This window comes from Mumia sp. ZJ1417, assembly GCF_014127285.1.
Lineage (GTDB): Bacteria > Actinomycetota > Actinomycetes > Propionibacteriales > Nocardioidaceae > Mumia.
The window spans coordinates 2,211,628-2,235,810 of sequence record NZ_CP059901.1; the positions used below are offsets into that span (position 1 = coordinate 2,211,628).

The window sequence follows — 24,183 nt, forward strand, 5'->3', positions numbered from 1 at the left end:
GTCACACCACCTTGAAGTACTTTTGGGTGCGTTCGATTCCCTCGACGAGCGCGTCGATCTCCGCCGGCGTCGTGTAGAGGTAGAACGACGCGCGCGTCGTCGACTGCACCCCGAAGCGCTGGTGCGCCGGCTTCGCGCAGTGGTGGCCGGCGCGCACGGCGATGCCGTACGAGTCGAGCAGCTGCGACACGTCGTGCGGGTGGACGCCGTCGAGGGTGAAGCTCACCGCTCCCCCGCGCTCGACTGCCTCGCTCGGCCCCACGATGGTGAGACCGTCGACCTCACCGAGCCGCTTGAGGGCGTACGCGGTGATCTCCCGCTCGTGAGCCGCGACGTTGTCCATGCCGAGCGCCGTGAGGTAGTCGGCGGCAGCGCCGAGCCCGATCGCCTGGACGATCGGCGGCGTGCCGGCCTCGAACTTCGCCGGCGGCGGCGCGTACGTCGAGCGCTCCATCGTCACGGTCTCGATCATCTCGCCGCCCCCGAGGAACGGCGGGAGCTCTTCGAGCAGCGCCTTGCGCCCCCAGAGCACGCCGATCCCGGTCGGGCCCACCATCTTGTGACCGGTGAAGACCACGACATCGGCACCGAGCGCAGAGAAGTCCACCGGCATCTGCGGCACGGCCTGCGAGGCGTCGACCACGACGATCGCGCCGACAGCGTGCGCCCGCGCGATGATCGCGTCGAGCGGGCTGACCGACCCCAGCATGTTGGACACCCACGCGACCGTGACGATCCGCGTGCGCTCATTGACGAGCTCGTCGAGGTTCGACAGGTCGAGCCGGCCCTCGTCGGTCAGACCGAACCACCGCAACGTCGCGCCCGTACGCTGCGCGAGCAGCTGCCACGGGACGATGTTGGAGTGGTGCTCGAGCTCGGTCGTCACGATCTCGTCACCCGGACGGATCTCGAGGTCGCCCACGGCGTTGCGATAGGCGTTGGCGACCAGGTTGAGCGCCTCGGACGCGTTCTTGGTGAACACGATCTCGTCACGCGACGGAGCATGGACGAACGCGGCGACCTTGTCGCGCGCGCCCTCGAACGCCTCGGTGGCCTCGGCGCCGAGCTGGTGCATGGCGCGCGCGACGTTGGCGTTGTGCCGGCGGTAGTGCTCGGCGATCGTCTCGATGACCGCGGTCGGCTTCTGCGACGTGTTCGCGCTGTCGAGGTAGACCAGCGGGCGGTCTCCGGCCATGGTGCGGCTCAGGATCGGGAAGTCCTCTCGAACCTTCTCGACGTCGTAACCGCCGGCGGCACTCATCAGGCTGCGGCCTTGGTGTACTTGTCGTAGCCGTTGGCCTCGAGCTCCTCGGCCAGCCCCGCACCGCCGCTCTCGGCGACCTTGCCGTTGACGAACACGTGCACGAAGTCCGGCTTGATGTAGCGGAGGATGCGCGTGTAGTGCGTGATCAGCAGCACGCCGCGATCACCCTGCGCCGAGAAGCGGTTGACGCCCTCGGACACGATGCGCAGTGCGTCGATGTCGAGCCCGGAGTCGGTCTCGTCGAGGATCGCGAACTTCGGGTTGAGCAGCTCGAGCTGGGCGATCTCGTGGCGCTTCTTCTCGCCGCCGGAGAAGCCCTCGTTGACCGAGCGCTGGCTGAAGGTCTTGTCCAGCGTCATGCGCTCCAGGACACCGTTGACGTCCTTGACCCAGCTGCGCAGCGACGGCGCCTCGCCATCGAGGGCGGTCTTGGCGGCGCGCAGGAAGTTTGCGACCGAGACGCCCGGGATCTCGACCGGGTACTGCATGGCGAGGAACAGGCCCGCACGGGCGCGCTCGTCGACGGTCATGTCGAGGATGTCGAGGCCGTCGAGGGCCACCGAGCCGGAGGTGATCTTGTACTTGGGGTGGCCGGCGATGGAGTAGGCGAGCGTGGACTTGCCCGAGCCGTTCGGGCCCATGATCGCGTGCGTCTCGCCCGACTTCACGGTCAGGTCGACGCCCTTGAGGATCTCCTTGGCGCCGTCCTCGGTGGCCACCGAGACGTGCAGGTCGTGGATCTCGAGAGTGGACATGTGTGGTGACTCCGTAAATTTCTTGAGGATCAGATGCTGGGGCTGGTCACGTCGACGAGGACGGTCGCGTCCTCGGTGACCTTGCAGGGATAGACCGGCACTGGCTCGGTCGCCGGCAGGTTGAGGACCTCGCCGGTGCGGACGTCGAAGCGCGAGCCGTGGAGCCAGCACTCGAGGGTGCAGTTCTCCACGTCGCCCTCCGACAGCGGCACCGCCGCGTGCGAGCACTCGTCATGGACGGCGAAGACCTCCTCGCCGCAGCGGACGAGCGCGACGTCGAGGCCCTCGACCTCGACCGCCAGCACTCCCCCGTCAGGGACGTCGGCGAACTGTGCCGCGTACGCGAACCCGCTCATGGCTCAGGCCTCCGCGGCCGCCACCACGTCGGCGACACCGACGTGCTTGGCGAGCTCGGCCTCGACGGTCTGCAGCAGACGGTCCTGGATCTCCGGGACGCCGGTACGGCGGATCACGTCGTTGAAGAAGCCGTGCACGACGAGGCGGCGCGCCTCAACCTCCGGGATGCCGCGGCTCTGCAGGTAGAACAGGTGCAGGTCGTCGAACCGGCCGGTCGTCGACGCGTGACCCGCGCCCTCGATCTCGCCGGTCTCGATCTCCAGGTTCGGCACCGAGTCGGCACGTGCCCCGTCGGTGAGGACGAGGTTGTCGTTGCTCTCGTACGTGTCGATGCCGACGCCCTCCTTGCGGATCAGCACGTCGCCGATCCACACGGTGTGGGCGTCCTTGCCCTGGAGCGCGCCCTTGTACTCGACCTTGCTGCGCCCCTTGGGGTTGTTGTGGTCGACGAAGAGGCGGTGCTCGAGGTGCTGACCGGCGTCGGCGAAGTAGAGGCCGAGCATCTCGACGTCACCGCCGGTGCCGGCGTACTCGACCGACGCGTTGATGCGCACGAGGTCGCCGCCGAAGCTGACAAGCACGTGCTTGAGGCTCGCGTCGCGGCCGACGTGCGCGTGGTGGTGCGACACGTGCACGGCGTCGTCGTCCCAGTCCTGGACTGCGACGACAGTCAGCTGGGCGCCGTCGCCGAGGACGATCTCGACGTTCTCGGCCCAGGTCGCCGAGCCGACGTAGTCGATGACGACCGTGGCCTTCGAGAACGCCTCGGCCGTGATGACGACGTGGCCGGCGCCCGCCTTCTCCGAGCCCGTACCGCGGAACGTGACCCAGGTGGGCTGCGACGCGACGGCCTCGGCGGGGACGGTCACCTTGAACAGACGGTCCGACGCCTCCCAGGCGCGCGCCGAGATCCGGTCGACGGGCTTGTACGTCGACGAGCCGCGTACGGGGTCGTCGATGTCGACCGACTCAGCCCGCACCTCGGGCGCGGCGTCGATCGAGACCTCGTAGTCGTGGCCGTCCAGCGGCGCGTCCTTGTGGAGGTCACGCAGGCGCTTCAGCGGGGTGAAGCGCCAGATCTCCTCGAGCCCCCTGGGCACCTCGTGGTCGGCAGGGTCGAACGACCCCTCCGGGTGCAGGTGGCTGACGACCCTGGTCTCGACCGGGCCGGCGAGAGGGCCAGCAGACGTTGTAGTAGTGGTGGGGGCGGTCACCCGACGGCACCTTCCATTTGCAGTTCGATCAGACGGTTGAGCTCGAGCGCGTACTCCATCGGGAGCTCGCGCGCGATGGGCTCGACGAAGCCACGCACGATCATCGCCATCGCCTCGTCCTCCTCCATCCCGCGGCTCATCAGGTAGAAGAGCTGGTCGTCGCTGACCTTGGAGACCGTGGCCTCGTGGCCGAGCGACACGTCGTCCTCACGGACGTCGACGTACGGGTAGGTGTCGGAGCGGCTGATGTCGTCGACGAGCAGCGCGTCGCACTTGACGGTGGAGGCGGAGTGCTCGGCGCCCTCCTGGACCTGGAGCAGGCCACGGTACGACGCACGGCCACCGCCGCGCGCGACCGACTTGGAGATGATCGAGCTCGACGTGTGCGGCGCGGCGTGGACCATCTTGGCGCCGGAGTCCTGGTGCTGGCCCTCGCCGGCGAAGGCCAGCGACAGCGTCTCGCCGCGGGCGTGCTCGCCCATCAGGTAGATCGCCGGGTACTTCATGGTCACCTTGGAGCCGATGTTGCCGTCGACCCACTCCATCTGGGCGCCCTCCTCGCAGGTGGCGCGCTTGGTGACCAGGTTGTAGACGTTGTTCGACCAGTTCTGGATCGTCGTGTAGCGGCAGCGGCCGCCCTTCTTGACGATGATCTCGACGACCGCGGAGTGCAGCGAGTCGGTCTTGTAGATCGGCGCGGTGCAGCCCTCGACGTAGTGGACGTACGCGTCCTCGTCGACGATGATCAGCGTCCGCTCGAACTGGCCCATGTTCTCGGTGTTGATCCGGAAGTAGGCCTGCAGCGGGATGTCGACGCGGACCCCCTTGGGCACGTAGATGAACGAGCCGCCCGACCAGACCGCCGAGTTGAGCGCGGAGAACTTGTTGTCGCCGACCGGGATCACGGTCGCGAAGTACTCCTGGAACAGCTCCGGGTGCTGCTTGAGCGCCGTGTCGGTGTCGAGGAAGATGACGCCCTGCTCCTCCAGGTCCTCGCGGATCTGGTGGTAGACAACCTCGGACTCGTACTGCGCGGCGACACCGGCGACCAGGCGCTGCTTCTCGGCCTCGGGGATGCCGAGGCGGTCATACGTGTTCTTGATGTCCTCCGGGAGCTCCTCCCAGGAGGTCGCCTGCTTCTCGGTGGAGCGGACGAAGTACTTGATGTTGTCGAAGTCGATGCCGCCCAGGTCGGCGCCCCACGTCGGCATCGGCTTGCGGCCGAAGAGCTTGAGGCCCTTCATCCGCAGGTCGAGCATCCACTGGGGCTCGTCCTTGCGCGAGGAGATGTCGCGGACGACGTCCTCGTTGAGACCCCGCTTGGCGCTCGCTCCCGCGATGTCGGGATCGGCCCAGCCGAAGTCGTACCGGCCGAGGCCCTCGAGCTCGGGATTGGCTTGCTCGATGGCGTTGGGCACGGCGCTGACGCCGGTGTCCGGGGTGGTGGTCATCGGGTGGTCCTCTCGTCGGTCATGAAGGCAGTGCTCGAAAGCGTGGCGGGAGTGTCGGGCACGTACGTGGTGCACACACCGTCGCCGTGGGCGATGGTGGCGAGACGCTGCACGTGATGTCCCAACATCCGGGCGAACGCTTCCGTTTCCGCTTCGCAGAGCTCGGGGAACGCGGCCGCCACGTGGGCGACCGGGCAGTGGTGCTGGCACACCTGGGTGCCTCCGGGTGCCTGCCGCACGGTGGCGGCGTAACCGTCCTCGGCCAGCGCCTCGGCCAGGACCTCGGGTCGCTGCTCGGGCGTGGTGTCCTCAAGCAAGGGCAGCAGACGACGCTCGAACTCCTGGCTGCGCCGCCTGGCGAACTCCTTCACCGCGTCCTCGCCGAGCGTATCGGCGACAAACCGCAGCGCACTGACCGCCAGGTCGTCGTAGTCCTGCTCGAACGCCTCGCGGCCCTCGTCGGTGAGGGCGAAGGCCTTGGCCGGCCGTCCCCTGCCACGCCGCTGCGAGAGCGGACGCTCGGCGGCGACCTCGATCATCTCCTCGTCGAGGAGGGCATCGAGATGGCGGCGAACGGCGGCAGGTGTCAGCTCGAGCCGCTCGGCCAGCTGGGCGGCTGTGGACGGGCCCTCGTGCATGATGCTGCGCACCACGCGCTCACGAGTCGGCGACTCGTCAGAGAGCTCCCGTGCGGATTTCACAACACCAGTGTGCCCTTATTGCTCGTGCGCATTCAACGAAGGATGTCCTTAGTAACCCCGGTCACACGGAAGGGCGCTCACGAGAAGTAGGTCGCCCCACCGGGTGGGCCGGGCGATGGCTCCGCGTCGGCGTCCGTGAATGGGACTCCGCCGCCGAGGATGCTGTCGCGCTCTGCCCCCGCGAGCACGCGGTAGGGGAACGCCGACGAGGCCGCACGCCGCGCCATGCCCTCCACCGGCAGCGGCACCCGGCTCGCGACCAGCAGGACGTTCCCGAAGCGTCGCCCCTTGAGCGTCGCTGGCTCCGCGCTCACGACGACCTCGCCGAACGTCGTGCGAACCGCCGCCAGCACCCGACGGGCGTACCGGAACGGCCCTCGGTCTGCCACGTTCGCGAGCAGCACACCGTCGGGTCGCAGCACCCGCGCGACCTCGGCGAACGCCTCGGCCGTCGTCAGCTCGGCCGGGACGACAGGCCCGTCGAAGGCGTCGAGCACGACCACGTCGGCATACGAGTCGCGCAGTTCCGCGAGCCCTTCACGCCCCCCGATGGGCCGCACCTTGATCCCGCTGCGGCTGGGCAGCGGGAGGTGCTCGCGGACGTACGAGGTGAGGTCTGCGTCGGGCTCGAGGACGACCTGCGCCGAGCGGGGGCGGGTCGCGGCGACGTACCGGGGCAGGGTCAGCCCGGCACCGCCGACGTGGACGACGCCGATCCGGTCCGGGGCGGGGCGCAGGAGGTCCAGCGTGTCAGCGATCCGCTGGACGTACTCGAACACGAGCCGGGTCGGGTCTGCCAGGTCGACGTGCGACTGGTCGGCCCCACCCACGCGGAGAGTGAACGCATGGCTCCGCCCAGGCTCGGGGGCGAGCGTGATCTGGCGTTCCACGGCGAGAGACTACGTGCCCGCGCGCGCGAACGCGCATCGTGTCCCCGCGAAGGCCTAGGTTGGTCGCATGCCTGCAGCAGCGACCGAGGTCGAGGTCGAGTCCCCCGGTGGGAGCCGTGCCGTCCGGGTGAGCAGTCCCGACCGCGTGATCTACGAGGCGACGCCATGGTCGGGCGAGGTGACCAAGCTCGACGTCGTCCGCTACTACCTCGCGGTGGGTGACGGCATCATGCGCGCGTTGCGCGAGCGCCCGACCACGCTCGAGCGGTGGCCCAAGGGGGTCCGTGAGGGCATGACACTGTCGACCCGGGTCGACAACCGCGGCGACGCGTTCTATCAGAAGCGCCTCCCCAAGGGCGCTCCCGACTTCGTCCAGTCGGCCCGCATCGAGTTCCCGTCAGGCCGCTCGGCCGACGAGGTCTGCCCCACCGAGCTCGCGACGGTCGCGTGGGCGGCGCAGATGGGCACGCTCACGTTCCACCCGTGGCCGGTCCGTCGCGAGGCCGCCGAGCACCCCGACGAGCTGCGCATCGACCTCGACCCCCAGCCGGGGACGGACTTCACCGACGCCGTACGGGTGGCCGGTCAGGCGCGGGCCCTGCTCGACGACCTCGGCATGGTCGGCTTCCCCAAGACGAGCGGCAACCGGGGCGTGCACGTCTACGTCCGCATCGAGCCGCGGTGGTCCTTCACCGACGTCCGCCACGCCGCGATCGCGTTCGGTCGCGCGCTCGAGCGCCGTACGGACGGGGTCACCACGAACTGGTGGAAGGAAGAGCGAGGCGCGCGCATCTTCGTCGACTTCAACCAGAACGCCCGCGACCGGACGATCGCCAGTGCCTACAGCCTGCGCCCGAAGCCGGGCGCGCCGGTCTCCACCCCCGTGACCTGGGACGAGCTCGCGACGCTCGACGACCCGCGCGCCTTCACCCTCCACACGGTGCCGCCGCGCTTCGCCGAGCTCGGCGACCTCCACGCGGCCATCGACGACACGGCGTGCTCGCTCGAGCCACTGCTCGACCTGTACGCCCGCGACGAGGAGCAGGGGCTCGGCGACATGCCGTACCCACCCGACTACCCCAAGATGCCGGGCGAGCCGCCGCGTGTGCAGCCCAGCCGCAAGAACGCTGCCAACTGGGCCGACGAGGACGCGCCCGAGGGCTGACGGATGTGGGTGCTGCACGTCGATCTCGACCAGTTCATCGCCGCGGTCGAGGTGCTGCGCCGTCCCGAGCTCGCTGGGCTCCCCGTGATCGTCGGTGGCCGCGGCGACCCGACCGAGCGTGCGGTTGTGTCGACGGCGTCGTACGAGGCGCGGGAGTTCGGCGTCCGGTCCGGCATGCCCCTGCGGACGGCGGCCAAGAAGTGCCCTGACGCGGTGTTCCTGCCCGTCGACAAGCCGGCGTACGACGAGGCGTCCGAGCAGGTGATGGCGGCGCTGCGCAGCTTCGGCACGGCGGTCGAGGTCCTCGGGTGGGACGAGGCGTTCGTCGACGCCGGTCCGGACGCCGACCTCGCGCGCGCGACCGCCCTCGCCCACGCGATCCAGGAGCGGGTCCTCGCGCGGACGCGGCTGCACTGCTCGGTCGGCATCGGCGACAACAAGATCCGCGCGAAGAACGCGACCGACTTCGGCAAGCCTCGCGGCACGTTCACGCTGACCCGTGACAACTGGTGGGCGGTGATGGGTGACCGTCCGGCCGACGGCGTCTGGGGGATCGGCAGCAAGACCGCCGCGAAGCTGGCCGCACTGGGACTTCGCACGGTGCGCGAGGTCGGCGACGCGGACGAGGAGCGGCTCGCCGCCGAGCTGGGGCCGACGATGGGCCCGTGGTACCGACGCCTCGCCCGTGGGGTCGACGCCTCCCCCGTCGACCCGACACCGTGGGTGCCCCGCTCGCACGGGCACGAGGAGACGTTCCAGAACGACCTGGACGACCCCGCCGAGGTCGAGGCGCAGGTCCGTCGACTGGCCGTGCTCGCCGCCAGCGATGTGGTCGAGGACGGACGTCCGGCGGTGCGCGTGCGGCTCAAGATCCGCTACGTCCCGTTCGAGACGCGCACCCGCAGCACGAAGCTCGCCGAGCCGACGTCCGATGCCGCGGTGATCGCGGATGCGGCGGCCTCGCTGCTGGAGCGGACCGACCGGACCCGCTCCGTACGACTCCTCGGTGTCGCCGCCGAGATGGCCGATCCCCAGTAGCCGACGGCTTGCATCGACACGCGTTCTGTGGTTCATTAGTCCAGTAATGAACCACAGGAGGTGTCGGGATCTTGTTCGACGGACCAGAGCCGATCTACATCCAGATCGCCGAACAGATTCGCGCCCAGATCCTGAGCGGCGACCTGCCCGAGGAGGCCCAGGTGATGTCCACCACCCAGTACGCGACCACGTTCCGCATCAACCCGGCGACCGCGGCGAAGGCGTTCGGGATCCTCGTCGACGAGGGCCTGATCGAGAAGCGGCGCGGGCTCGGCATGTTCGTCGCCCACGGCGCCCACGAGCGGCTCCTCGACGAGCACCGCGCGGCGTACCTCGACCGGGTCTTCCGCCCGGCGGTGGAGCAGGCCGATCTCCTCGGCATCCCCCGCCGCGAGCTCGTCGCCTATCTCGACGACACCACCCCGACCACCTCCCCCACCCCCGTGACGGAAGGCGACGCACGATGACCACCCCGTACGGAGCAGAGCTGACCGACGTCACCGTCCGGTACGGCAGGGGCGAGCCTGCACTCGACGGCGCGAGCTTCTCGCTCCGCCCCGGCACGATCACCGGGCTCCTCGGCCGCAACGGTGCCGGCAAGTCGACCGCGCTCGCCCTCCTCGCCTCGCTGCGGCGCCCGACCTCGGGGACCGTCCGCGTCGACGGTCGGGACCCGTTCGAGAACGCCGTCGTGATGGCCGGCGTCCAGCTCGTCCGCGAGTCCGGCGACGTGCTGCGCGACACCAGCGTCGAGGAGACGCTCGGCTACTACTCCGAGCTGCGACCGACGTGGGACACCGACTTCGCCACTGCACTGCTCGACCGGTTCGGGATCGACCCCGCCCATTGCCCCGACCGTCTCTCGCGTGGCAAGCAGTCCGCGCTCGGCTGCGTGATCGGCCTCGCGAGCCGCGCGCCGCTGACGATCTTCGACGAGACCTACCTCGGCATGGACGCACCGAGCCGCTACGCCTTCTACGACGCGCTGCTCGACGACTACACCGACCACCCCCGCACGATCGTCGTCTCGAGCCACCTCATCGACGAGGTGGAGCGGCTCTTCGAGGACGTCGTGGTGATCCACGAGGGCAAGACGCTGCTCGCCGAGACGGCCGACACCGTCCGGGACCGGGCGATCAGCCTGGTCGGGCCGACCAGTGCGGTCGCCAAGCTCACCGACGGACGGCGCACTCTGTCCACCCGCAGCCTCGGCGGCAGCACACAGATCACCCTCGAAGGGTCCCTCGACCCCGCTGAGTTGGCTCTGGCTCGCGACGCGGGTGTCGAGGTGGCCCGGGTGTCGCTCCAAGACCTCTTCATCCACCTGACCCAGGAGACAGTCCGATGACCGACACTCTCGATGCGGATGCCCGTACGCAGGAGCGGCGCGGCATGTGGACCAGCGCGTACGCGACGTTCGTCGGCACGTGGCAGATCGGCGCCTACTTCTGGATCGCCGTCGTCCTGATCTCGGTCGGCCTGACGGTCGTGATCGATACCTGGGCAGACGTCGAGGGCAGCATCGCCGACGGCGTCCTCGGCTCCGCGCCGTACTTCCTCGGCGTCATGGGCATCATCATCCCGCTGGCGATGCTGCCGATGCACCTCGCCGGCGGCGCCACCCGCCGGTCCTTCACCCGGGGTGTCGTCGTCGCGGGGTTCGCGCTGGGCGTCACGTACGCCTTCGCCGGAGCGGTCGGGATGCTCGTCGAGTCGCTGGTCTTCGGCGGCCTGGACTGGTCGACCGCGATCGCCGACCCCGGCCTGTACGACTCGTCGGGCGACTTCTTCGGCATCTGGCTCTCGTGGTCGCTGACCAGCATCGCGTACTTCCTCGGCGGCGTCGCCCTCGCGGTCGGCTACTACCGCTGGGGAGGGATCGGGGGGACCGTCGGCCTGATCCTCGTGGCCACCTTGGTCGTCGGGGCCGAGATCGCACTCGGTGGCGGCGTCTACTCCGCAGGCGTCGACGCGGTGCTGGGAGACAACATGTTCCCGGCCGTCGTCCTGGTACTGATCTCGCTCGCGGCGATCGCCGCTGTCGTCGCGATCCTGCACCGCCTCCTCCGCGACATCCCGCTCCGTCCGTCGGCCACCGTCACCCGCTGACGCCGCCGCAACGTCATACGTCCTGCGGGCTACGGCCCGCAGGACGTATGACGTCCGGGCTCAGCCGAGGACGTCGGCGAGGTCGTACGAGGCAACTTCCTCGAGCTGCTCGTACGTGCATGACTCGGGGTCGCGGTCCGGGCGCCACCGCTTGAAGCGGGCGGTGTGCCGGAACCGCGTGCCCTCCATGTGCTCGTACGCGACCTCGGCGACCAGCACCGGCTCGATCGGCACGAAGGAGAGGTCCTTGCCGGCGCTCCAGCGGCTCTGTGCCCCGGGCAGGCGATCGCCCTCCGCGTGGGCCTCGGCCTCTGCCCATCGGCCCCACGGGTGGTCGGCGAACGGCACCTTGAGCCGGTCGAGCTCCGCCGCCAGCTCCGCGCGCCGCGCCTCGGTGAACGCGGCGCACACGCCGACGTGCTGGAGGACGCCCTCGTCGTTGAAGAGCCCCAGCAGCATCGACCCGAGGAGGGGTCGCTCCGGCGTCGACGTCTTGTGGAACCGGTAGCCCGCCACCACGACGTCGGCGGTGCGCTCATGCTTGATCTTGAGCATCGTGCGGGAGTTCTGCTCGTACGGGGAGCGCAACGGCTTGGCGACGACACCGTCGAGGCCGGCGCCTTCGAAGTGCCCGAACCACTCCTCGGCGACCACGGGGTCGAGCGTCGTACGGGTCGTGTGCACCGGCGCGCCCGCGTCCTGGAGCGCCTCGACGAGGCGGGCGCGCCGCAGCTCGAACGGCTCCCCCGTCAGGTCGTCGTCGCCGAGCGCCAGCAGGTCGAACGCGACGTACGAGGCCGGAGTCTGCTCGGCGAGCAGCCCGATCCGCGACGCGGCCGGGTGGATGCGCTCCTGGAGGACCTCGAACTCGAGCCGTCCATCGATCGCCACGATGATCTCGCCGTCGAGGACGCAGCGCTCGGGGAGGTGCTCGAGGAACGCGGTGACCAGCTCCGGGAAGTAGCGGGTGAGGTCACGCGTGTTGCGGCTCGTCATCTCGACGGTGTCGCCGTCGCGGAAGACGATGCAGCGGAACCCGTCCCACTTGGGCTCGTACGACAGACCGCCGTCGACCTTGGCGGGGTCCGGCACACCTTTGACCGACTTCGCCAGCATCGGGCGTACCGGAGGCATCACTGGGAGATCCACGATGACCACCCTAGAAGGAGTTCGCCCTCAGCAGTGGTGAAAAAGCCGCCGAGCTCAGGTCGTCTCACGCCGCACGACCTGCGAGGGCGGGTGGGTCCATGCACCGACGGGCATCCCCAGCGCGAGTCTGGCGGCGCGCCGGCCGTAGCCCTCGGCGTCGATGCGAACCGTGGTCAGGCCGGGCGTCCACAGGCTGCTGAACGGGCTCTCGTCGAAGCCGATCACGGCGAGATCTTGCGGCGACCGCAGCCCGAGGATGGTCGAGGCGGCGAGGACTCGGATTGCGGTCATGTCGTCGTACGCTGCCACTGCCGTGACCTCCGGATGCTGCTCGCGGAGTCGCGTCAGACCAGCCGCGGCCTCCTGGCGGTCGTCGGGGACGGAGAGCTCGACGGGCGCTGGCAGGCCCGCGGCCTGGAGTCGCGTGCGGATGTGGTGCAACCGGATCTCCAAGAGCCGTCCGGTGCCGTGCGCGGGGTAGGCGATGGCCAGGTGCCGATGGCCGAGGTCGACGAGGTGGTCCACCTGGACCGACGCATGTCGAGCGAGGCCATCCACCCACCCCTCACCTTCGAGATCGGCGTCGGCGAAGTCCATCACCGCGTAGTCGAGCACCGCTCGAGGTGCCAGAGCGGTGAGCAGATCCTCGTCGCGCGGTCCGTGGAGCACGACGAGGCGGTGGTCGAACTCACGCAGCTCGGACTCCAGGCCGCTGATCATGCTCGCCGTGCTGCCTCCGTGCAGGTCGCCGGCGATGAAGACGACCAGCCGTGACACCCCTTCACGCAGGGCTCGTGCGATGCGGTGCGGCGTGTAACCGAGGGCGGCGGCTGCCGCGCGGACGCGTTCGCGCGTTTCGGGTCGCAACGACTGCGTGGGCGTCTCGTTCAGCACGAAGCTCACCGTGGCCGGCGACACGCCGGCAGCCTTCGCCACGTCGCGGATCGTGACAGCCACTCTCGACTCCTTGGACTAAAACGTTTTAGTACCTACGCTCAAGATATCCGCACACCCGTACGGAGATGCAGCTTCCCCACCGAGAAAGGGCCGTTGCCATGAAGGCGTGGCAGTACCCCGGCAATCATCAGCCGATCCAGATGAACGACGTTCCCGAGCCCACGCCCGGCCCGACCCAGGTCATCATCGACGTCAAGGCTGCGGGACTGTGCCACTCCGACCTCATGTACATGGAGACCGGCGACCGCGTCATGCCACACCTCCCCATGACGCAGGGACACGAGAATGCGGGGATCATCAGCGCGCTGGGCGTCGAGGTCGAGGGATTCGCGGTCGGGGACGTCGTGGGTGTGAACTCCTCCGGCGTCCAACCGCCGCTCGGCATGTTCACGCCCGGCGGGTTCGCCGACAAGCTCGCCGCTGACTTCCGGGACCTCGCTCGCGTTCCCGACGGGCTCTCGCTCTCCCTGGCGGCACTGGCCACCGACGCAGGCATGACCAGCTATCACGCGATCATCAAGGAGGGTGGCGCAACGGCCGGGATGAAGGTCGGGGTGATCGGCTTCGGCGGTCTCGGCCAGATCGGCGCACGGGCTGCGGTCCTCGCCGGTGCCGAGGTCCACGTCGCGGAGATGAAGGAGGACGTCTGGGCCATCGCCCGCGAGGCAGGTGTCACCAGCTGCGTCAAGGACGCCTCCGAGTGGGCCAGCGCGAGCCAAGGCTGGGGCAAGGGACCCGACTTCGACCTCATCGTCGACTACGCCGGCTTCGACACGACCCAGAAGGCCCTGAACGCCGTCAAGCGGGGCGGCACCGTCGTCCAGGTCGGACTCGGCCAGCCCACCTTCACCGTCGTCACACCGACGATCCTCGGCAAGCGGCTGATCGGCTCGCTGGGCGGCACGGTGGCGGACATCGAGGAGGTCTTCGACCTTGTGAACAGGGGCGAGATCACCCCGGTCTACGAGGAGATCGCCTTCGACGAGATCGGCAAGGGTCTCGAGCGGCTCAAGGCCAACCAGGTCACTGGGCGCTTGGTCGCCCGCTTCGGCGACTGACGACGGCACGCCCACGCAAGGGCCTCCGGTCGATTCGACATCGGCCGGAGGCCCTTTGCCTCTCCCTGCGTCAGGCCCGCGGGCTGACCTCGAGCGGTTCCTCGACCTCGTCCTGTGGGCGGGCGCGGTCGGCGCGACCGGGCCACCAGGCGGCGTGCCCGAGGAGCGCGGTCAGCGATGGCGTGAAGAACATCGACATCACGAACGCCGCCACGAGGATGCCGAACGAGATCGCGAAGCCCATCGAGACCAGCAACGGGTTGCCACCGAGCATCAGGGCCGCGAACGAGCCGGCGAGGATCAGGCCGGCCGCAGCGATTGTCGGGCCCGCATGGCGTACGGCCCAGGCGGCGGCCGCGTGCGGGTCCTTGCCGTGCCGTGCCTCCTCGCGGAGCCGCGCGATCATCAAGATGTTGTAGTCGGTGCCCAGTGCCGTGACGAACAGATAGATGTAGATCGGCAGCATGAAGATGAGGCCGTCCTGGCCCTGCGCCACCTGGAACACCAGCACCGTCGCGCCGAGCGTCGCGGCGAATCCGAGACCCACCGACGCCATCAGGTAGAGCGGGGCGACGAGGCTGCGCAGGAGAAGCGCGAGGATGACCATGATCATCAGCGCCGCGACCGGGAACACGACGGAGTAGTCGCGGACCATCGCGTCCTGGAGGTCGACGAAGATCGACGTCGTCCCACCGACGAGGGCCTCGGAACCGTCCGGTGCCGCGTCGTGCGCGGCGGTGCGGATCGGCCCTTCGACGTGCTCCATGGCCACGTCGGACATCGGGTCGTCGTCGAGGGTCACGACGAAGATCGCGGCCGTGCCGTCGCTGTTGGGGATCGGCTCGGCGACCTGCGCGACACCCTCGGCCGCGTTCAGCGCCTCGCCGTACGACGCGAGGTCGGCCTGCTCCAGCGGCGCATCGTCCGTGCTCTGCAGGACGACGGTCTGCGGCGCGGTCGCGCCGGCCGGGTAGCCCTCGAGCATGCGCTCGCTCGCGACCATCGACTCGGCATCGTCCGGCAGGCTCATCTGCGAGAAGTCGAACGAGGGCTTGAAGCCGAACGCGAAGACCGCGAGCGACGCCAGCAGCAGGCCGGAGGCGAGCGCGAAGCGGCCCGGGTGGCGACCGAGCGCGCCGCCCATCGCGCCGAAGCGGGCCGAGCGAGGCTCCTTCTTCCACGCCTTCGAGGGCCAGAACACCTTCGTGCCGAGCAGCGACACCACCGCAGGGACGAGCGTGAGCGCAGCGACGACCGTCACCGCGACCGCAATGGCGAGGGCGGGCCCGATCGCGCGGAAGATGCTGAGCGTGGAGAGCACCAGCGCGAGGAACGCCACGATGACGGCGCCGCCGGCCGAGGCGATGGCCTCACCCGCGCGCTCGATCGCGTGGATCATCGCCTCTTTCGGCCCCTCACCCTCTCGGAGCCGCTCGCGGTAGCGGAACATCACGAAGAGGATGTAGTCGGTGCCGATGCCGAACAGCACCACGATGAGGATGACGGTGATCGACGAGTCGGTCTGGAGGCCGAACAGCTCGTTGGCGTAGGCGATCAACCCCGTCGCGACCTGGGAGACGATCGTGATCACCACGATCGGGAGCAGAGCGATGATCGGACTCCGGAAGATCACCAGCAGCAGCACGACGATGAGGCCGATCGTCGCGACACCGACCGCGGCCTCGGCGCCGCTCGCCGCCTCGGTCGCATCGAGGTTCTGCGCGATCGACCCGGTGACACCGACGCGGAGGTCGGTGCCCTCTGCCGCGTCCGCGACCTGCTCCCGCAGCTCTTCGGCGCTGTCGTTGAGCGCGACGTCGAAGGGGTCGGTGCCCTCGGCCAGTCCGACGCTGATGGTCTGGACGAGGCCGTTCTCCGACGGCGGGTTGGCACGGACGTCGTCGAGGAGGTCGATGTCGGCGGTGCTCAGGTCCTGCGCCATCTCCTCGACCGCCGCGACGTCCTGCTCGCTCAGCGGTGCGCCGTCCGCGCGGTCGACGACCACGATCGCCGCCGGCTCGGTGTCGGCGAGCTCGGGGAACGCCTCCTGCTGGGCTTCGAGCGCCTTGATCGACTCGTAGTGGCTAGGGAGGAAGTCTGCCTCGTCCGAGGTCGACTCCAGCTTGGGCGCCGTCGCGACCACGACGACGGCAAGCAGGATCCACGCGAGGATGACCTGCCAGGGATGACGGACGATATAGCGGCCAAGGCTGCCGAACAAGGGAACCCCCCATGCATAGGGCCACCCCGCTGGTGGCCCCCGAAGACCCTATCCAAGCACCGGCTCTCTAGACTGTTCCAGTGGATTTCCTCGCCGTAGAGGTCGCCGGCCTCGTCATGCGTTACGGCGACGCGACGGCGGTCGACGGCCTCAGCCTCACCGTCGAGCCGGGCACCGTGACAGCCGTCCTCGGGCCCAATGGCGCGGGCAAGACGACCACGATCGAGACCTGTGAGGGCTACCGGAGCCCGCAGGAGGGCAAGGTCCGCGTCCTCGGGCTCGATCCCGTACGCGATGCCGCCCGTCTGCGCCCCCGTGTCGGGGTGATGCTGCAGAGCGGCGGCTCGTGGTCGGCTTCGTACCCGCACGAGATGCTCCGCTACGTCTCCCGCCTGTACGCACACCCGCTCGACGTCGACGCGCTGATCGACCGGCTGGGGCTCGGCGGCGTCGGCCGTACCCCATACCGGCGGCTCTCCGGCGGCCAGCAGCAGCGCCTCGCGCTCGCGACCGCGCTGGTCGGGCGCCCCGAGCTCGTCTTCCTCGACGAGCCGACCGCCGGCCTCGATCCGCAGGCGCGACGTTCGACATGGGAGCTCGTGGACGAGCTGCGCGCGAGCGGAGTCACCGTCGTCCTGACCACCCACTTCATGGACGAGGCGGAGCGTCTGGCCGACTGGGTGCACGTGCTCGACCACGGCCGCCTCATCGCCTCCGGCACCCCGAAGAGCCTCACCAGCGAAGGCGCCGAGAACTCCCTGCGTCTGTCCGGCCCGACCGGCATCGACGTCTCCGGGCTCCTCGCGGTGCTCCCGGCGGGGTCGCAGGTCGTCGAGCAGACCCCCGGCGCCTACCTCGTCTCCGGCACGATCGACCCGCAGCTGCTCCAGACGGTCACCACGTGGTGCGCCGGGCAGGGCATCCTGCTCGACGGCATCGCCGTACGCCGCCGCACCCTCGAGGACGTCTTCCTCGACCTGACCGGACGGGAGCTGCGCTCGTGAGCCTCGACTTCGCGCCACGGCCCGGCGCCGCGCCGCTCGGCCGCATGGTGGCCGCGCAGACGCTGATGGAGACCCGGCTGCTGATGCGCAACGGCGAGCAGCTCCTCCTCGCGCTGGTGATCCCGCTGCTGCTGCTCGTGGCCGGCACGGAGGCCACCCGCATCGTCGACCTCGGCCCGGGTCGCCCGATCGACATCATCACGCCCGGCGTCCTCGCCCTCGCGATCTTGTCGTCGTCGTTCACGTCGCTGGCGATCGCGACCGGCTTCGAGCGCCGGTACGGGGTGATCAAACGGCTCGGGACGACGCCGCTCCCCCGGTGGGGCCTGCTCGTCGGCAAGATCGGATCGGTCCTGCTGGTCCAGGCGGTGCAGCTCGTCGTGCTCTGCCTGGTCGCGCTGTGGCTCGGCTGGCAGCCTCATGGCGGCGCGGTCTCGTACGTGTCGATGCTCGTCCTGTCGCTGTTGGGCACCGCAGCCTTCGCCGCGCTGGCCCTGCTGCTCGCGGGCGCCCTGCGTGCGGAGGCGACACTGGCGGTGGCAAACCTCGTGTACGTGCTGCTGCTGGTGGGTGGGGCCGTGCTCGTCCCGCTCGACCGCTACCCTGAGGCGGCTCAGGCGTTCTTGGAGCTGCTGCCGTCAGGGGCGCTGTCCGAGGGGCTGCGCACCGTGTTCGAGGGCGGCGCACTGCCGACCTCGAGCGTGGTGGTGCTTGTCGTGTGGGCCGCCGTCGCGTCGATCGCGACTGCGCGAACGTTCAAATGGGAGTAGTAGGCATGCTGAGCAGGTTCCGTACGGCGACGACTGGCTTCGTCCGTGGATGGGCGTGGGCGTCGCTCGTCGCCAACATCCTGATCATCGTCACCGGAGCGGCGGTGCGACTGACCGACTCGGGTCTGGGGTGTCCGACCTGGCCACGGTGCAGCGACGCGTCGTACGTCCCCCACGGCGAGCTCGGCATGCACGGGGTGATCGAGTTCGGCAACCGGCTCCTGACCTTCGTCCTGGTCGCGATCGCGGTCGCGACGTGGTTCGCGGTGCGCGCGTGGCGCCCTCGCCGGCCGCGTGCGGTGGTCGTGGCGACCTTGATGGCTCTCGGCATTCCCGCACAGGCTGTGATCGGCGGCATCACGGTGCTCGTCGACCTCAATTCCTGGGCGGTCGCAGTCCATCTCGCGGTCTCGATCGGCCTCGTCAGTCTGTCCACGGTGCTCCTGCGCCAGACGTACCACCCGGCGGCCTGGTATCCGCCGACGGTGCCTGCGCCCCTCCAGCTCCTCGGGTGGGTGACGTACGGCGCGATGTGGGCGACCGTGATGATCGGCACGGTCGTCACGGGTGCCGGCCCGCACGCCGGCGACCCGGACACACCACGCAACGGGTTCGACCCGGCAGCGGTGACCCAGCTCCACACGGACGCAGTGTTCCTGCTCCTCGGACTCTCGGTCGGGCTCCTGCTGGCCTACAAGGCCGTCGGTGCGAAGGTCGCCATCCGCGCCGCGATCGTGCTCCTCGTCGTCGAGCTCGGACAGGGCGTGATCGGGTTCTTCCAGTACTTCACGGATCTGCCCGTCGTCCTCGTCGGCCTCCACATGCTCGGCGCCGGGATGCTCGCCGCCGCCGCGACCTGGGCCGCCCTCGAGTCCCGCACCCCGGCCACCGCGCCTGCCCCCACGTACCCGGCCCCATCCCCGACCCCGTCCGACGCATCTTGAGGGACGCTCAGGCGGCTGCCTGCCAACCGGCGTCTCGCAAGAGCCGGCCGAGTGGTTGGCGACGAAATCGGGCTCACGCCGGATCGCGTACGAGCTGAACGTGAGGAGCCGCGGGCCCGCGATCTCGTTCGGGCGTCGGGTGGCGCTCTGCCGCGTCGGGCTCGGGACCCGTTGCAGAACCTGATCTGGTCGATGTCGCGCTCCGGAAGCGACTGGATCCCTCCGGAGGCATCCACGATCGACTCCACGATGAGCGCACGGTGGCGACACGGACCGCGTCTGCTGGCAGCATCGCGCACGCTGCGCGGTGGCCTCGTCCGTGCGGGCTCGCGCGGCGGGAGGGACGTCACGCTCGTCGAGCATGGTGCTCCAGTGCGGGACCACGCCCTCGATCGCGGGTCGGTCGGCGCCCTCCGGCAGCACGACGAAGGTCGTCGGCGAGACGAAACCCGTCAGGCCCGCGCGTGCGAGCGCCGTGAGCCCACCGAGAACGGACCCCGGAGCGCACGCGAGTCCGTTGTGCGTCACGACGACGCCGCGTGCCATACGGAAGACGAGGAATTGCGCCCACGTCGTGGGCCGAATCCCTCAAGATCCGTCGGGCGTCAGCGGACCCGCAGCAGGCGCCCGGGGGGTCAGCGCAGGAAGGGATCCGCCGCCGCCGCGACGAAGAGCAGCGCGAGGTAGGCGTTGGACCAGTGGAACAGTCGCATCGGCTTGAGCACGCTCAGCTCGTTCGACCGGTGCGCCCGGGCCAGGAACAGGTGCGCCTCGACGAGGAACGCCACACCGAGCACCGCCGCGACCACCGGGTAGAACCAGCCGGTCGAGGCCACGGGCCACAGCAGCAGCGACACCGCGACCATCGCGTACGAGTAGGCGAGCATCTTGCGCCCGACTACCGTCGCCGGGGCGATCACCGGAAGCATCGGCACGTCGGCCTGCGCGTAGTCCTCGCGGTAGCGGGTCGCCAGCGCCCACGTGTGCGGCGGCGTCCAGAAGAACACGACGGCGTACATGATGAACGGCGGCCAGGCCAGCTCGTTGGTGATGGCCGTCCAGCCGATCAGGGCCGGGAAACAGCCGGCGAGCCCGCCCCACACGACGTTCTGGGCGGTACGACGCTTGAGCAGCATCGTGTAGCCGACGACGTAGAAGACGTTCGCCGCCAGCGCGAGCCCGGACGACAGCCAGTTGACGAGGAGCCCGAGCCACAGCGTCGAGACGACGGCGAGCACGAGGCCGAAGACGAGCGCGTTGCGTGTCGTGACCGCGTGCCGCGGGAGCGGACGGCGGCGCGTACGGCGCATCTGCTGGTCGATGTCGGCGTCGAAGACGCAGTTGAGGACGTTCGCCGATCCGGCGGAGAGCGCCCCGCCGACGAAGGTGGCGACCACGATCCAGAGGCCGGGGACGCCTTCGGCGGCGAGGAACATCATCGGCACGGTCGTCAGGAGCAGCAGCTCGATGATCCGCGGCTTCGTCAGGCCCACGTAGGCGCTGACGACGTCGGAGACACGGGGACGACCGCTCGACGGGTCCGAGGGGAGCTGGTGCCCAGCACTCAGCTCCGGGTCGATTGCGGTCACGCCGCGAGTCTAGTCAACCGTTTCCCCGATGCACCCCCGGGTGCATCGGGGAGCAACCCGACGTGACTGCCGCCACGCCCGTGCAAGCCCGCTGTCCACCGGCAGGGAGCCGATCCCCACGCCATCACCGGCGCGAGTAGGCTCGACACGAGACCTGAACGTGATCCGGCGTTCGAGCATGCGCCGCGCCGGCAACCCGCGCAACCGTACGAGGAGCATCCCGACGTGAGCACCCAGCTGGAGTGGACCGACCTCGATCGCAAGGCGGTCGACACCGTCCGCGTCCTGGCGATGGACGCCGTCCAGAAGGTCGGTAACGGCCACCCCGGCACCGCCATGAGCCTCGCCCCTGCGGCGTACCTCCTCTACAACAAGGTGATGAAGCACAACCCCGCCGACCCGCACTGGATCGCGCGCGACCGCTTCGTCCTGTCGTGCGGCCACTCGAGCCTCACCCAGTACATCCAGCTCTACCTCACCGGCTTCGGCCTGGAGCTCGCCGATATCGAGGCCCTGCGCACCTGGGGCAGCAAGACCCCCGGGCACCCCGAGTTCCGCCACACCGCCGGCGTCGAGGTGACCACCGGCCCGCTCGGCCAGGGCGTCGGCAACGCCGTCGGCATGGCGATGGCCGCACGCCGACGCCACGGCCTCCTCGAGCCCGACGTGCCGATCGGCGAGGGGCTGTTCGACCACCACGTGTATGCGATCGCCTCCGACGGCGACATGCAGGAGGGCGTGACGTCCGAGGCCAGCTCGATCGCCGGCACCCAGCAGCTCGGCAATCTCACGGTGATCTGGGACGACAACCACATCTCCATCGAGGACAACACATCCGTCGCGTTCAACGAGGACGTGCTGCGCCGCTACGAGGGCTACGGCTGGCACGTCCAGCTCGTCGACTGGACCCACGGCGGCGAGAACTACGAGGAGGACGTCCAGGGCCTGTACGACGCGCTCGAGGCCGCGAAGCAGGCCCAGGACAAGCCGAGCCTCATCGCGCTGCGGACGATCATCGCCTGGCCTGCGCCCGACAAGCAGAACACCGGCGCCTCCCACGGTTCCGCTCTCGGCGTCGACGAGGTCGCAGCGACAAAGAAGGTCCTCGGCTTCGACCCTGACAAGACCTTCGACGTCGCGCCGGAGGTCATCGCGCACACCCGCGAGACCCGCACGCGCGGCGAGAAGCTGCAGGCCGAGTGGGACGAGCGGTACGACGCCTGGCGCGCCACGCACGCCGAAGGCGCCGCCCTGATCGATCGCCTCCAGGCCCGTGGCCTGCCCGACGGTTGGGACGACGGGCTCCCGACGTACGAGCCCGACGAGAAGGGCGTCGCGACCCGTGTCGCCTCGGGCGCGTTCCTCACCGCCGCCGCACCGAAGCTCCCCGAGCTGTGGGGCGGCTCGGCCGACCTCGCCGGCTCCAACAACACCACGCCCAAGGGCGAGCCATCGTTCCTGCCGCCCGAGCACGCGTCGAAGATGTTCTCCGGCGACTGGTACGGCCGGGTGCTCCACTTCGGCATCCGCGAGCACGGCATGGGCGCGATCCTCAACGGCATCGCGCTGCACTCCCCCACGCGCCCGTACGGCGGCACCTTCCTCGTTTTCTCCGACTACATGCGCCCGTCGGTCCGCCTGGCGGCGCTCATGCAGATCCCGGTCACCTACGTCTGGACGCACGACTCCATCGGGCTCGGCGAGGACGGCCCGACCCACCAGCCGGTCGAGCACCTCGCCGCGCTGCGCGCGATCCCGGGCCTCGACGTGATCCGCCCGGCCGACGCGAACGAGACGATCGCCGTCTGGAAGAAGGTCCTCGAGTCTGCGACCCACCCGGCGGCGCTCGCCCTGAGCCGCCAGAACCTGCCGGTCTTCCCGCGTGGCACCGACGGCTACGCCCCGGCTGAGGACGCCGCCAAGGGCGGCTACGTCCTCCTCGACACCGACGGCGATCCCGACGTCGTGCTGATCGGCACCGGCTCCGAGGTCCAGCTGGCGGTCGCCGCCCGCGAGCAGCTCGCCGCCGAGGGCATCCAGGCGCGTGTCGTCTCGATGCCGTGCCGCGAGTGGTTCGACGGCCAGACCGAGGCCTACCGTGACTCGGTGGTCCCGCCGCACGTGCGGGCACGTGTCAGCGTCGAGGCCGGCATCGCCCAGGGCTGGCGCGACGTGGTCGGCGATGCCGGCCGCACCGTCAGCCTCGAGCACTACGGCGCCTCGGCGGCGTACCAGACGTTGTACGACCAGTTCGGCATCACCGCCGACGCGGTCGTGAGCGCGGCCAAGGAGAGCATCGCGGCTGCGGGGCACACTGGAGGTGTCGGCGTCTTCGCGAAGCCGGTGGACACCGTCCTCCCGCAGACCGACCACTGAGCGACGCCGCGCGACGGCGTCCACCCAAGACGGAGGAGACAGCGATGACCGACCGACTGCAGGCACTCAGCGAGGCGGGTGTGTCCATCTGGCTCGACGACCTCTCGCGTGAGCTCACCGAGACCGGCGCGCTCGCGTCCCTGGTAGTGGACGACCACGTCGTGGGCGTCACCAGCAACCCGACGATCTTCGCCTCGGCGATGAAGGAGGGCGAACGCTACGAGGGGCAGCTCGACGAGCTGCTCGCGTCCTCCGACCAGACGACGGTCGCCGACGCGATCTTCGAGGTGACCACCACCGACGTCCGTGAGGCGGCCCGCATCCTGCGCGGTGTCTGGGGCGAGACCCTCGGCACGGACGGACGGGTGTCCCTCGAGGTCGACCCCACGCTCGCGTACGACACGGACGAGACGATCGCCGCCGCCAAGAAGCTCTGGGACAAGGTCGGCGAGCCGAACGTCTTCATCAAGATTCCCGCGACCCGCGAGGGTCTGCCGGCGATCGCAGCGACCATTGCCGAGGGGATCAGCGTCAACGTCACTCTGCTGTTCTCGATCGAGCGCTACCGCGCGGTGATGGACGCCTACGCGTACGGTCTCGAGCAGGCCGCGGCCAACGGCGTCGACCTGTCGACGATCCAGTCGGTCGCGTCGGTGTTCGTCAGCCGCATCGACAGCGAGGTCGACAAGCGCCTCGACGCGACCGGCACATCCGAGGCCGTCGCGCTCATGGGCAAGGCCGGCATCGCCAACTCGCGCCTCGCCTATGCCGCGTACGAGGAGTTCTTCAGCTCCGAGCGCTGGGCGGCGCTCGAGGCCAAGGGCGCCAACCGCCAGCGTCCGCTGTGGGCGTCGACCGGCGTGAAGAACCCGGAGTACCCCGACACGATGTACGTGACGGAGCTCGTCGCGCCCGGCGTCGTCAACACGATGCCCAACGCGACTCTCGCTGCGTTCAAGGACCACGGCGAGGTCCACGGCGACACCCTCACGGGCACCGCCGACGAGGCGCAGGAGGTGCTCAGGTCACTTGCCGAGATCGGCGTCGACTACGACGATGTGATGGCGACCCTCGAGTCCGAGGGTGTCGAGAAGTTCGAGTCCTCGTGGGCGGATCTCGTCCGCACCATGCAGGACCAGCTCACGGCCGCGCGCACCCGCCGCGGCTGAGG

Annotated in this window: 22 protein-coding genes; 11 read left to right on the plus strand and 11 right to left on the minus strand. The window is 69.8% G+C overall.

Going from position 1 to position 24,183, the window contains the following annotated elements; all coding sequences use genetic code 11:
- Position 1: 1 nt before the first annotated feature.
- From H4N58_RS10840 to H4N58_RS10870, 7 genes are all read right to left on the minus strand, one after another.
- Positions 2–1,261 carry a cysteine desulfurase gene (locus tag H4N58_RS10840; protein ID WP_167002958.1) on the minus strand — a complete coding sequence of 420 codons (1,260 nt, stop codon included), beginning with the start codon at positions 1,259–1,261 and terminating at the stop codon, positions 2–4.
- Positions 1,261–2,019 carry a Fe-S cluster assembly ATPase SufC gene (gene sufC / locus H4N58_RS10845; protein WP_167002960.1) on the minus strand — a complete coding sequence of 253 codons (759 nt, stop codon included), beginning with the start codon at positions 2,017–2,019 and terminating at the stop codon, positions 1,261–1,263. Before sufC ends, H4N58_RS10840 begins: the two co-directional genes overlap by 1 nt.
- A 29-nt stretch (positions 2,020–2,048) precedes the next feature.
- The gene (locus H4N58_RS10850) at positions 2,049–2,375 is read right to left on the minus strand and encodes a non-heme iron oxygenase ferredoxin subunit (RefSeq protein ID WP_167250855.1); all 327 of its coding nucleotides are present in this window, start codon (positions 2,373–2,375) and stop codon (positions 2,049–2,051) included.
- A 3-nt stretch (positions 2,376–2,378) separates the two neighbouring features.
- On the minus strand, positions 2,379–3,590 hold the full coding sequence (sufD, locus tag H4N58_RS10855; RefSeq protein ID WP_182397087.1) for a Fe-S cluster assembly protein SufD: 1,212 nt from the start codon (positions 3,588–3,590) through the stop codon (positions 2,379–2,381).
- On the minus strand, positions 3,587–5,041 hold the full coding sequence (sufB, locus tag H4N58_RS10860; RefSeq protein ID WP_167002964.1) for a Fe-S cluster assembly protein SufB: 1,455 nt from the start codon (positions 5,039–5,041) through the stop codon (positions 3,587–3,589). The genes sufD and sufB overlap by 4 nt, the downstream gene beginning before the upstream one ends.
- Positions 5,038–5,742 (minus strand): metalloregulator ArsR/SmtB family transcription factor, encoded by a 705-nt coding sequence (locus H4N58_RS10865; RefSeq protein ID WP_208322337.1) that lies wholly within the window; start codon positions 5,740–5,742, stop codon positions 5,038–5,040. Before H4N58_RS10865 ends, sufB begins: the two co-directional genes overlap by 4 nt.
- Positions 5,743–5,819: 77 nt before the next feature.
- Positions 5,820–6,632 (minus strand): spermidine synthase, encoded by an 813-nt coding sequence (locus H4N58_RS10870; RefSeq protein ID WP_243845116.1) that lies wholly within the window; start codon positions 6,630–6,632, stop codon positions 5,820–5,822.
- A gap of 67 nt (positions 6,633–6,699) precedes the next feature.
- On the opposite strand from H4N58_RS10870, the gene H4N58_RS10875 reads away from it, so the two are divergent.
- The 5 genes from H4N58_RS10875 to H4N58_RS10895 all read left to right on the plus strand — a co-directional run bounded on the left by H4N58_RS10875 (position 6,700) and on the right by H4N58_RS10895 (position 10,944).
- Positions 6,700–7,797 carry a DNA polymerase domain-containing protein gene (locus tag H4N58_RS10875; protein WP_167002966.1) on the plus strand — a complete coding sequence of 366 codons (1,098 nt, stop codon included), beginning with the start codon at positions 6,700–6,702 and terminating at the stop codon, positions 7,795–7,797.
- Positions 7,798–7,800: 3 nt separating this feature from the next.
- Positions 7,801–8,835: a DNA polymerase IV gene (locus H4N58_RS10880; RefSeq protein ID WP_167250853.1), complete on the plus strand. Its 1,035-nt coding sequence runs from the start codon at positions 7,801–7,803 to the stop codon at positions 8,833–8,835.
- A gap of 71 nt (positions 8,836–8,906) precedes the next feature.
- Positions 8,907–9,302 (plus strand): GntR family transcriptional regulator, encoded by a 396-nt coding sequence (locus H4N58_RS10885; protein WP_167002970.1) that lies wholly within the window; start codon positions 8,907–8,909, stop codon positions 9,300–9,302.
- On the plus strand, positions 9,299–10,183 hold the full coding sequence (locus H4N58_RS10890) for an ATP-binding cassette domain-containing protein (RefSeq protein WP_167250851.1): 885 nt from the start codon (positions 9,299–9,301) through the stop codon (positions 10,181–10,183). The genes H4N58_RS10885 and H4N58_RS10890 overlap by 4 nt, the downstream gene beginning before the upstream one ends.
- On the plus strand, positions 10,180–10,944 hold the full coding sequence (locus tag H4N58_RS10895; RefSeq protein ID WP_167250849.1) for a hypothetical protein: 765 nt from the start codon (positions 10,180–10,182) through the stop codon (positions 10,942–10,944). Before H4N58_RS10890 ends, H4N58_RS10895 begins: the two co-directional genes overlap by 4 nt.
- Before the next feature lie 60 nt (positions 10,945–11,004).
- Here H4N58_RS10895 and H4N58_RS10900 read toward each other — a convergent pair whose 3' ends face one another.
- Both H4N58_RS10900 and H4N58_RS10905 read right to left on the minus strand, forming a co-directional pair.
- Entirely contained in the window at positions 11,005–12,093 is a 1,089-nt protein-coding gene (locus H4N58_RS10900) for an ATP-dependent DNA ligase (protein WP_167002976.1), read from the minus strand.
- Positions 12,094–12,147: 54 nt separating this feature from the next.
- Positions 12,148–13,050 carry a LacI family DNA-binding transcriptional regulator gene (locus tag H4N58_RS10905; protein WP_208322909.1) on the minus strand — a complete coding sequence of 301 codons (903 nt, stop codon included), beginning with the start codon at positions 13,048–13,050 and terminating at the stop codon, positions 12,148–12,150.
- Positions 13,051–13,148: 98 nt separating this feature from the next.
- Here H4N58_RS10905 and H4N58_RS10910 point away from each other — a divergent pair, with 98 nt between their 5' ends.
- On the plus strand, positions 13,149–14,108 hold the full coding sequence (locus tag H4N58_RS10910; protein WP_167250847.1) for a zinc-binding dehydrogenase: 960 nt from the start codon (positions 13,149–13,151) through the stop codon (positions 14,106–14,108).
- 70 nt (positions 14,109–14,178) lie between these two features.
- Here H4N58_RS10910 and H4N58_RS10915 read toward each other — a convergent pair whose 3' ends face one another.
- The gene (locus H4N58_RS10915; RefSeq protein WP_167002980.1) at positions 14,179–16,329 is read right to left on the minus strand and encodes an MMPL family transporter; all 2,151 of its coding nucleotides are present in this window, start codon (positions 16,327–16,329) and stop codon (positions 14,179–14,181) included.
- Positions 16,330–16,409: 80 nt separating this feature from the next.
- Here H4N58_RS10915 and H4N58_RS10920 point away from each other — a divergent pair, with 80 nt between their 5' ends.
- The 3 genes from H4N58_RS10920 to H4N58_RS10930 are packed head-to-tail and all read left to right on the plus strand — an operon-like array spanning position 16,410 to position 19,047.
- Positions 16,410–17,333: an ABC transporter ATP-binding protein gene (locus H4N58_RS10920; RefSeq protein ID WP_243842943.1), complete on the plus strand. Its 924-nt coding sequence runs from the start codon at positions 16,410–16,412 to the stop codon at positions 17,331–17,333.
- Positions 17,330–18,103 carry an ABC transporter permease gene (locus H4N58_RS10925; RefSeq protein ID WP_243842944.1) on the plus strand — a complete coding sequence of 258 codons (774 nt, stop codon included), beginning with the start codon at positions 17,330–17,332 and terminating at the stop codon, positions 18,101–18,103. The genes H4N58_RS10920 and H4N58_RS10925 overlap by 4 nt, the downstream gene beginning before the upstream one ends.
- 5 nt (positions 18,104–18,108) lie before the next feature.
- Positions 18,109–19,047, plus strand: a complete 939-nt coding sequence (locus H4N58_RS10930) for a heme A synthase (RefSeq protein WP_243842945.1) — start codon at positions 18,109–18,111, stop codon at positions 19,045–19,047.
- A 635-nt stretch (positions 19,048–19,682) separates the two neighbouring features.
- Here H4N58_RS10930 and H4N58_RS10935 read toward each other — a convergent pair.
- Positions 19,683–20,636: a heme o synthase gene (locus H4N58_RS10935; RefSeq protein WP_370465446.1), complete on the minus strand. Its 954-nt coding sequence runs from the start codon at positions 20,634–20,636 to the stop codon at positions 19,683–19,685.
- Between the two features lie 225 nt (positions 20,637–20,861).
- On the opposite strand from H4N58_RS10935, the gene tkt reads away from it, so the two are divergent.
- Positions 20,862–23,012, plus strand: a complete 2,151-nt coding sequence (gene tkt / locus H4N58_RS10940) for a transketolase (protein WP_167250845.1) — start codon at positions 20,862–20,864, stop codon at positions 23,010–23,012.
- A gap of 44 nt (positions 23,013–23,056) precedes the next feature.
- On the plus strand, positions 23,057–24,181 hold the full coding sequence (gene tal, locus H4N58_RS10945) for a transaldolase (RefSeq protein ID WP_167250843.1): 1,125 nt from the start codon (positions 23,057–23,059) through the stop codon (positions 24,179–24,181).
- Positions 24,182–24,183 lie beyond the last annotated feature (2 nt).

Coding starts and splice junctions, on each gene's coding strand:
- H4N58_RS10840 (WP_167002958.1), bottom strand. CDS start 1,261: ATGAGTGCCGCCGGCGGTTACGACGTCGAGAAGGTTCGAGAGGACTTC.
- sufC (WP_167002960.1), bottom strand. CDS start 2,019: ATGTCCACTCTCGAGATCCACGACCTGCACGTCTCGGTGGCCACCGAG.
- H4N58_RS10850 (WP_167250855.1), bottom strand. CDS start 2,375: ATGAGCGGGTTCGCGTACGCGGCACAGTTCGCCGACGTCCCTGACGGG.
- sufB (WP_167002964.1), bottom strand. CDS start 5,041: ATGACCACCACCCCGGACACCGGCGTCAGCGCCGTGCCCAACGCCATC.
- H4N58_RS10875 (WP_167002966.1), top strand. CDS start 6,700: ATGCCTGCAGCAGCGACCGAGGTCGAGGTCGAGTCCCCCGGTGGGAGC.
- H4N58_RS10880 (WP_167250853.1), top strand. CDS start 7,801: ATGTGGGTGCTGCACGTCGATCTCGACCAGTTCATCGCCGCGGTCGAG.
- H4N58_RS10890 (WP_167250851.1), top strand. CDS start 9,299: ATGACCACCCCGTACGGAGCAGAGCTGACCGACGTCACCGTCCGGTAC.
- H4N58_RS10895 (WP_167250849.1), top strand. CDS start 10,180: ATGACCGACACTCTCGATGCGGATGCCCGTACGCAGGAGCGGCGCGGC.
- H4N58_RS10910 (WP_167250847.1), top strand. CDS start 13,149: ATGAAGGCGTGGCAGTACCCCGGCAATCATCAGCCGATCCAGATGAAC.
- H4N58_RS10930 (WP_243842945.1), top strand. CDS start 18,109: ATGCTGAGCAGGTTCCGTACGGCGACGACTGGCTTCGTCCGTGGATGG.
- tal (WP_167250843.1), top strand. CDS start 23,057: ATGACCGACCGACTGCAGGCACTCAGCGAGGCGGGTGTGTCCATCTGG.